A 7,016-nucleotide genomic window follows, 5' to 3' on the forward strand; every position below is an offset into this window, starting at 1 on the left:
TTTCATGGCTGCGCCTTTTATTTAGCGTTAGCCAATCAAGTTTGATAGGTGACAGAACTTTTTGGGCATCTTTTGGCGAGCCATGGGCGGCTCATCTAGCCCCATGGTGAAACTGATACGCGGTTGGAGCTTCATAGATCAATGCAGCATTTGGATTATTTTCAATTGTTCCAGGATGATCGAATCATTGCTGAAGGCGTGATTTTGCCATCCGGGCAATTTGCTTTGAGCTGGGATGGCCTTTGCCATAGTCACGGTGTTTTTCCCCGTTTTGAAATATTTCAAGGAATGCAGGATAAACGGCCTGGACGCTGCATTCAGCAGATGATTCCGCCACCGACAGCGGGTGGATGTTCGCGGACATTTTATCTCCAGCGTTATGAAGATTGGAGTGGCATTAGTGGTACAGGTCTAGTGGCCGTCGGGTTTGAGTTTGATCAAGTTGTCATGCTGCACTGGCTCGATCAGTATGGTTCTACGTTTTGGTATGAGAGTGTAGCCATGGTAGAGCGGGTCCATGGCCATGAAGGCAGAACACAGGTTGCCAGGTGCGAAATGATGGTCAATGAAATGATGGTCAATACGTTATCAGAACTAGAAGTCAGAGTATGACAGCGCGCTATTGTGCCTTGGGGGTGAGGGATTTGCGATCGCAAGTCAGTGCGCTAAAAATGCTCTACACGCTAGGCTGGCTGGCGTCAGTGGAGTGAGGACCGAGTAAAGAATTCCGTCCACAAGCTACGCCTTGAGCACCTTAACAATCAGACCAAGGCTATCGAAGATATCCAATCCGCTCGTTTAGATGCCTTAGATGCTCGTACCAAGAACAGTGTTCACAAGCTGCGTATTGAGCACCTGAATAACCAAACTAAAGCCGTTGAGGATATTCAGTCCGCTCGTTTGGAAGCCCTAGACGCTCGTACCAAAGCGGTTGAGAACATTCAAGAAGCACGTCTTGATGCACTGGATGCTCGCACTAAAGCCATTGTCCGTTGACAGAGTGGTGCGTACTCAGGCTAACCAAGTTTGGGTGCCGAGTGCGTCTCCGTACATCAGTGAAGCTTCATTTTCTTTCATGAGGCACCCTTCCCTATTCTGATTTTCCCTACACATACAAAGCCTCTGCCGATCTGGCAGAGGCTTTTTTTCCTTATTCATCCCATTCCGCCAGGCTGAGCTATTTTCCTAGCTCTGGGCTTCACACGCGACACCATCTTGATCTCTATCTAATTTGTGAGGATCTTTCCCAATCGTAACTACTGCGAAATTTTTCTCTTCAATATCAGAACAGTCAACATCGTCTGCTTCTGTCCGATAGACGGGGATGCATACACCGGAATAATGCGGATCGCATGTAACAGATCCCTGTGCGATCGCAACGCTTGCAAACAGCTGAAACGTAGTCAAAACAGCTAGTACGATTTTCATAGAAACTCCTTTTTACTAACGCCTATACCGAACCAACAAGCGTGCTTCAGAAAGGTGCCCATAACAATGCATCAATTACCTGTTCGTAACTCAAAAAAGCTGAATTGAGGCCGCCTTCTCTATTTATTAGCGATAGCTGAAAGCTCTGTTATCAAACGGAGAGGGGAGGATTCGAACCCCCGATGAACCTAAGCCCATAATAGATTTCGAATCTATAAAGGTGAGGTGTGAAAGCATTGTCAAGTAAAGGCTCTAAAACTTTACTTGGTTCGTTTCCCCAGAACTTCCCCCAGGTATGACTATTCTACACCTCTGGTTTCCTGCGGTGAGTGGGGGGTGAGGTGTTATGGCTCTAGTATTCGCGGATGGTGAAGATCTGCTGGTTGGATTTTGGTTGGTTCTGTTTAAGGACTCTGATGAGTCGGTTGGCGAGACTGGCTTGATTTTCTAGGTAGGTGTGTAGTGCTTGGATTTGACTGGTGTAGTTGCGGTCGTCTTTGCAGATGATGATGCCGTTGTGGCTGGTAATACTGCGGTGGAGGTTGATGAAGTCTTGGCGGTTGAGGGTTATGACGACTCGATTATTTTGGATGGCGTAGGTAAGGACATCTTCGTCGGGGATGCCTTGGTTGGCTTGGCCTGCGTCGTAGGAGGTGAGGACGTCGTAGCCGAGATTGCGCAGGAGGACCACCATGTCGATGGGGAAGTTTTCATTGGAGTAGAGATCAACCATGAGCTAGGTTGTCGGTGTCGTCGGTGGAGATGATTTGGTCGATTTCGTATTGATTGTCTTGGTAGTAGGCCCAGGCGGCATCGAGGTCGGCGGGGATGAGGCTGGGGTAGTTGCGGAGTAGTTCTTCGGTATCAGCTCCTTGCTGGTGGAAGGATACGAGAGTCCAGATGGGGATGCGGGTATTACGGATACGGGCGTGGCCGCCGCAGACGCCGGGGGTTTTTTGGATGGTGCGGGCGTGGAGTTTGGTGCGCAGTAGCTTATTTTCCTCGGGGGTGAGGGATTCGATGACTTGGATGAGGGAGTCGATCAGCTGGGTGTTCATGGGATACTCCGCAGCACTGGCTTGGTTGGGTGTGTTGCTATGTATGGCTTTCAAATGATAACGGGATTTTATGGGGCCTGGGGTGCTGGTGGTTGAGTTCGTGGTCCATTGGGGCCGATTTCTAGGTGCCATTCGGGGTGGGTTTGGATGGCGGTGCGGACGCCTTTGCGGCAGGTGGGATTTTGCCAAAGCATTTGATAGCGTTGCAGGCGCTGGTCTGGGGTTTCCTCATTGGGGGGAATAGGGGTAAGACGTTGCTCAACTTGGCGCTGGCTTTCGAGCCATTGGAGGTATTCGGTGTAGAGGCGATCGCCGTATTTACGAATCCAGCCTTGGGCAGCGCTTTGTTTGGAGGCAGGCGGATCGGGGAGTCGGGGGATTTTGTGTTTTACGACGAACGCGAAAAAATCGGGGTCGTCTTCGATGCGGAACCACCAGCCTTGCTTTCTAAAGGCCAAGATAAGGTGGTAGAGGTAGCCGGCAGGAGAATAGAAGTGGTCGAGCCAGTTTTGGTGAACGGCTTCTGGGGTAAGTCTGAGGTGTGAGCGGGTGGCGCTTTTTGCAGGCTGCAGGCTCTGTCCTCCGTCGTAGGCACTCGGAGAATTTTCTGTCATCATAGGACTAGTTAAATTTACGGATGCCCCGGAGCTGTGCAAGGCGTGGGGCATTTTTTATGGAATCTGGTGGTGGTTAGGCGGCTCGTTGGCGGTTAAGTAGGGTTTCGAGAGCTTCCTCAATCAGGTCCGAGAGTGAGCGTTTTTGTTGGATTGCACTGATTTGTGCCCGTTGCTTGAGCTCGGGCGTCATGCGGATGGTTAGGTTTTGCCGAGGGGGCTTCGGCTGAAGGGCGCTTTTCATGACCGACTTGTAAATCTAAATTGTTCGACTGATCGATCATGTTAGTTATGAGTGATTATTTAGTCAATCAATTATGTGATGTCTGGCTTTATTATTTGGAGGTCAATCTTTGAAAGCACGTAAAAAGTCGGCTGTAGCGTTTGTGGACGAGGGTTTTTTGAAGCGATTGGGTGAGGTGGTGCACGAAATTCGTGGCGACCAATCGCAGCGGCAGTTTGCGCGGACGATGCAGGTGTCGCAGTCTACGGTGCAGCAGTGGGAGAATGGGCGAAATGTGCCGAGCTTGGAGAATCTGGAAAAGATTGCTCGGTTAAAAGGAATGCTGGTGGAGGATTTTATTGCTTATCTGTATGGCCGCAGCCACGGGCCGACGCGGACTGACATCATGGCTCGGATTGGGGTAATGCAGCCGCAGGACTTTAGTCAGATTTTGCATATTATTGGGGACCGGATTGCTCCGCCTGGGGAGGAGACGCCGCCGGGAAAGCCGAAAGCCAAGAGTAAGACATCCGTCGCTAAAAAAGTGCGGGTGCCGCTAGTGCTGGATGCTGGTGGAACGGATGCTTCGGCTGGAGCGGATGATTCGGTTGTGGGTGATTAGTTGAATTAGATGGTTTGCGATCTCAAGGAGCGCAGGAATGAAGTGCCCTGTGCAGGGACTTTCGTAAATGGTTAAACCTTTTGTGGCGGAATGGATGCGCTACGCTCAACCAAGGGTCAAAAAAACGAGACCTTTAACGTGCCGATGGTACTCCACGGGATACGGCTTACGGTGATGTGCGATCGCAAACTCCTAATTTAGCCGTAGCCTAGCCAGCTACAAATACATGACCGGCACTTGTATTCTCCCCATTGGTATTAGACCATTCGAATTGAATAGATTAATCACCACCACAGCTGCTCAAGTGTACCGTTGATAGGCATCGCGTCAAGCCAAGCTGCTATCCTCCGTTATCAGGGGGTTGGAGTATTGCGATGCTCCGCTGGAGCGGCTCCGCCAACGCTATCGTACTCCGGCTGTCAGTACGCCTGACACTGCATATCGGAATAATGCCAACGCTTTGCATTCGGTGAATGGTACACGTTGCGTTGGTTTTAGTTTTATGCGTTCTGTTCCATTTGAGTTTGTTAGTCAGCTGGCGTCTGAGTTTGGTGCGGTCGAGTGCTGCTGGCGTGAGTCTGAGCGCTCGTTTACTGGCTATGTGGCTGAGTGCTGGTTTGCTCAGCTGCCGTCAGCGTTTGCGGGCAAGTGGTCTGCTGTGGTTGGTTACTCGGTTCTGGTGCGGTCGGTTTCGTCTGGGCCTGGTCGGTTTGCGGTCTCGGTTCCGGTCACTGTGCCCCAGGGGGCTATTCGGTTGTCTGGCGGGCAGCGTGGGGGGCGTGTGCGGGTCGTGGTGCATCCACCTGAATCTTACTAGCTGGTTGGGGCTTTGGCCCCTTTTTTGGGGTTGCGATCGCAGAGCCTTTCTGTAATTCAGTGACATATGTAAGGTATACAGTCACTGATTTGGTGCCTTACTCAGAGCAATCTCTATTAGGGTCTAAATCAATAGACTTGGGTAACAAAGTTCTGCAAAGTCTTGCTCCATGCAATTGATCTACAGTCAAATATTTCGCACTACTAAGGTCTGTGCCTTCAAGATTGGCATCTTTAAGCTCCGTACCTTTGAGGTCAGCATTATTAAGATAGGCATTACTAAGGTTTGCATTACTCAGAGATGTAAGACTGAGGTTTGCGTCTACAAGAGATGTGAGACTTAAATCAGCGTTGTTGAGATATGCACCGCTGAGGGATGTACGGCTGAGGGAGGCACGGCTGAGATTTGTGTCTATGAGTGCTGCGCCTCTAAGATTTGCATTGCTTAGGTCGGCATTGTTGAGAGATGCACCTCTGAGATCTGTGTTGCTCAGGTCGGCATCAGTAAGATTTGCACGGCTGAGAGATGCATTGCTCAGGTCGGCATCAATAATATCTGTGCCGCTAAAATTTGCATTGTTGAGAGATGTGCTTTTCAGAGATGCACCTCTGAGATTTGCATTGCCTAGGTTTGAGTCCCTTAAGTCTGCACGATTTAGGTTCGCATTGCTAAGCGATGCATTGCTAAGATTTGCTCGGTTTAGATTTGCGTTTATAAAAAGGACACCTCTAAGGTCTGCATCACTTAGGTCGGCATTGCTGAGGTCTGCATCACTTAGGTTTGCATTGCTAAGGTACGCACCGCTGAGGTCTGCACCGCTGAGGTCTACTCCACTGAGATCTACGTTGCTGAGGTCTGCACCGCTGAGCTGAGAGTTGCTTAAAAATGATCCAACAATCTCTCTAAAAGCATTGGTATGTAAGCATTCACTGATTCCAATAATGCTTCGCAATTGAGCGGAGCTAAGTTCTTCTGTACCGGGTTCGCCACAAGGCCAAAAAATTAGAGTATCTTGCAAGTAATCTGGTTTCTGACTATATCGCTGTAACTCAAGTAGTAGAAGTATTACGTTAAGGCCGGTATAAGTATTGATTTGTTGTAACCCTAATGGCTTTTTCCTATCAGGAATTTGCGCTCGCAGGGAAGTCATCTTTAGACGTGGCCAATTTGTTTCGACGGCATTAATGAAATCACCATTACACCAGCGGAGATAAAAGTTATATAGACGCTCGAATAATATCAATACTTCAAAATTGTCAGATCTAAATAACATGGCCATCAGATAATCCATCACTTCGGAGGTTAAGCTGCCATACCCTAGTAGATCGTAGATTTCTCGGTGCATAGTATCTGGAGATACCAGATACTTCTCTCCTCGTCGTTTTCCTTCTTGCGACCAGTCTTCCATCGCATCTTTCAGTCTTTCGGCAAAGAGAAATTCTCCGAAACTCTTGTGAGCAAATTCTACTGAGCCTTCTTTGTCACCTGAGGCAGGTTTAATATAAAAAGCTGTTAATAGGTTATTCAGGAGTTTTTGTTCAGAGATTTTTACGTTTTTTCGGGCATTTTGAAGTAATTCATAGATAGAATTATCTTTGTCATGAGCTAAACGCGCTTCTAAAAATGATATTTTGCTTACCTTCTGGTCTGATTGAGTTACACAAACTGCCGCCTCTGTCAGTGCCTGTCTGAGATCCTCACTTTCTAAACCTGCTAGCCGTACATTTTGATCCTGACGCTGTTCTTCAATTACCCAACGAACTGCCTCATCATAAATGACGAGTTTTGCAACGGGGCCTTGGATACCTTCAAACATCTCTGACTTTAATCGCTGTTCTCGATGCATTCGACCGAGTAGATATAGTAATAACGGTTCTCTAGCTAATTTATTATTAATATCTATTGGACAGACAGACAAAAACTCTTGAAATGAATCGCTTTCCGTCTGTCCAAACATGACTGACCATTTCTGATGCCACATATTTCTTAAGCCATCATGCATAGGCTGAAGTTCTGCACGCTTAAGATCTTCAGATTGAGTAATTACCCGCTCAATTCCCTGAACAGACAGAGGACGGCCAGTTATTAAGAAGCGATGATGACTATCTTTTTGAAACTGCTCGATCTGTTGTAAAAAATCTTTAAGACCCCCACTTTCTCGACCTTCTAGCAATAGTTCATCAAACCCATCTAGTAAAAATAGGAAGCGTGTGTGTTTGTCCGTTAACCAGCCTGAATCGCTATCTACAAAATC

9 protein-coding genes, 1 tRNA gene and 1 pseudogene are annotated in these 7,016 nt (G+C 48.2%); 4 read left to right on the top strand and 7 right to left on the bottom strand.

Annotation, left to right across the window (positions count from 1 at the left end):
* The first annotated feature begins 141 nt into the window (after positions 1-141).
* Together IQ260_RS24865 and IQ260_RS31760 are read left to right on the top strand one after the other, a co-directional pair.
* Positions 142-612 carry a hypothetical protein gene (locus IQ260_RS24865; protein ID WP_193995772.1) on the top strand — a complete coding sequence of 157 codons (471 nt, stop codon included), beginning with the start codon at positions 142-144 and terminating at the stop codon, positions 610-612.
* A gap of 102 nt (positions 613-714) precedes the next feature.
* Positions 715-996 (top strand): annotated as a pseudogene (locus tag IQ260_RS31760) (hypothetical protein); the annotation flags it as partial.
* Between the two features lie 189 nt (positions 997-1,185).
* On the opposite strand, the gene IQ260_RS24870 reads toward IQ260_RS31760, so the two are convergent.
* The 6 genes from IQ260_RS24870 to IQ260_RS24895 form a co-directional block, all read right to left on the bottom strand.
* A complete protein-coding gene (locus tag IQ260_RS24870; protein WP_193995773.1) occupies positions 1,186-1,428 on the bottom strand; it encodes an excalibur calcium-binding domain-containing protein in 243 nt (80 codons plus the stop codon).
* Between the two features lie 156 nt (positions 1,429-1,584).
* Positions 1,585-1,718: transfer RNA gene (locus tag IQ260_RS24875), tRNA-OTHER, on the bottom strand.
* A gap of 62 nt (positions 1,719-1,780) precedes the next feature.
* Entirely contained in the window at positions 1,781-2,161 is a 381-nt protein-coding gene (locus IQ260_RS24880) for a DUF5615 family PIN-like protein (RefSeq protein WP_193995774.1), read from the bottom strand.
* Complete coding sequence (locus tag IQ260_RS24885) at positions 2,154-2,540, bottom strand: DUF433 domain-containing protein (RefSeq protein WP_228016410.1); 387 nt, start codon at positions 2,538-2,540, stop codon at positions 2,154-2,156. Before IQ260_RS24885 ends, IQ260_RS24880 begins: the two co-directional genes overlap by 8 nt.
* A gap of 14 nt (positions 2,541-2,554) precedes the next feature.
* Positions 2,555-3,103 carry a hypothetical protein gene (locus tag IQ260_RS24890; RefSeq protein ID WP_193995775.1) on the bottom strand — a complete coding sequence of 183 codons (549 nt, stop codon included), beginning with the start codon at positions 3,101-3,103 and terminating at the stop codon, positions 2,555-2,557.
* Between the two features lie 73 nt (positions 3,104-3,176).
* Entirely contained in the window at positions 3,177-3,344 is a 168-nt protein-coding gene (locus tag IQ260_RS24895) for a toxin-antitoxin system HicB family antitoxin (protein WP_193995776.1), read from the bottom strand.
* A gap of 109 nt (positions 3,345-3,453) precedes the next feature.
* Between IQ260_RS24895 and IQ260_RS24900 the strand changes: the two genes are divergently transcribed.
* A complete protein-coding gene (locus IQ260_RS24900; RefSeq protein ID WP_193995777.1) occupies positions 3,454-3,945 on the top strand; it encodes a helix-turn-helix transcriptional regulator in 492 nt (163 codons plus the stop codon).
* Between the two features lie 502 nt (positions 3,946-4,447).
* Positions 4,448-4,762 carry a hypothetical protein gene (locus IQ260_RS24905; RefSeq protein ID WP_193995778.1) on the top strand — a complete coding sequence of 105 codons (315 nt, stop codon included), beginning with the start codon at positions 4,448-4,450 and terminating at the stop codon, positions 4,760-4,762.
* 97 nt (positions 4,763-4,859) lie between these two features.
* On the opposite strand, the gene IQ260_RS24910 is transcribed toward IQ260_RS24905, so the two are convergent.
* On the bottom strand, positions 4,860-7,016 hold a 2,157-nt coding region (locus IQ260_RS24910; protein ID WP_193995779.1), incomplete at its 5' end, for a pentapeptide repeat-containing protein.

The organism is Leptolyngbya cf. ectocarpi LEGE 11479, from assembly GCF_015207065.1.
Lineage (GTDB): Bacteria > Cyanobacteriota > Cyanobacteriia > Phormidesmidales > Phormidesmidaceae > Leptothoe > Leptothoe ectocarpi.

Bases quoted from the DNA above. Each gene is read 5' to 3' on its own strand.
- IQ260_RS24880 (WP_193995774.1), bottom strand. From the start codon at position 2,161: ATGGTTGATCTCTACTCCAATGAAAACTTCCCCATCGACATGGTGGTC.
- IQ260_RS24890 (WP_193995775.1), bottom strand. From the start codon at position 3,103: ATGATGACAGAAAATTCTCCGAGTGCCTACGACGGAGGACAGAGCCTG.
- IQ260_RS24865 (WP_193995772.1), top strand. From the start codon at position 142: ATGCAGCATTTGGATTATTTTCAATTGTTCCAGGATGATCGAATCATT.
- IQ260_RS24895 (WP_193995776.1), bottom strand. From the start codon at position 3,344: ATGAAAAGCGCCCTTCAGCCGAAGCCCCCTCGGCAAAACCTAACCATC.
- IQ260_RS24870 (WP_193995773.1), bottom strand. From the start codon at position 1,428: ATGAAAATCGTACTAGCTGTTTTGACTACGTTTCAGCTGTTTGCAAGC.
- IQ260_RS24905 (WP_193995778.1), top strand. From the start codon at position 4,448: ATGCGTTCTGTTCCATTTGAGTTTGTTAGTCAGCTGGCGTCTGAGTTT.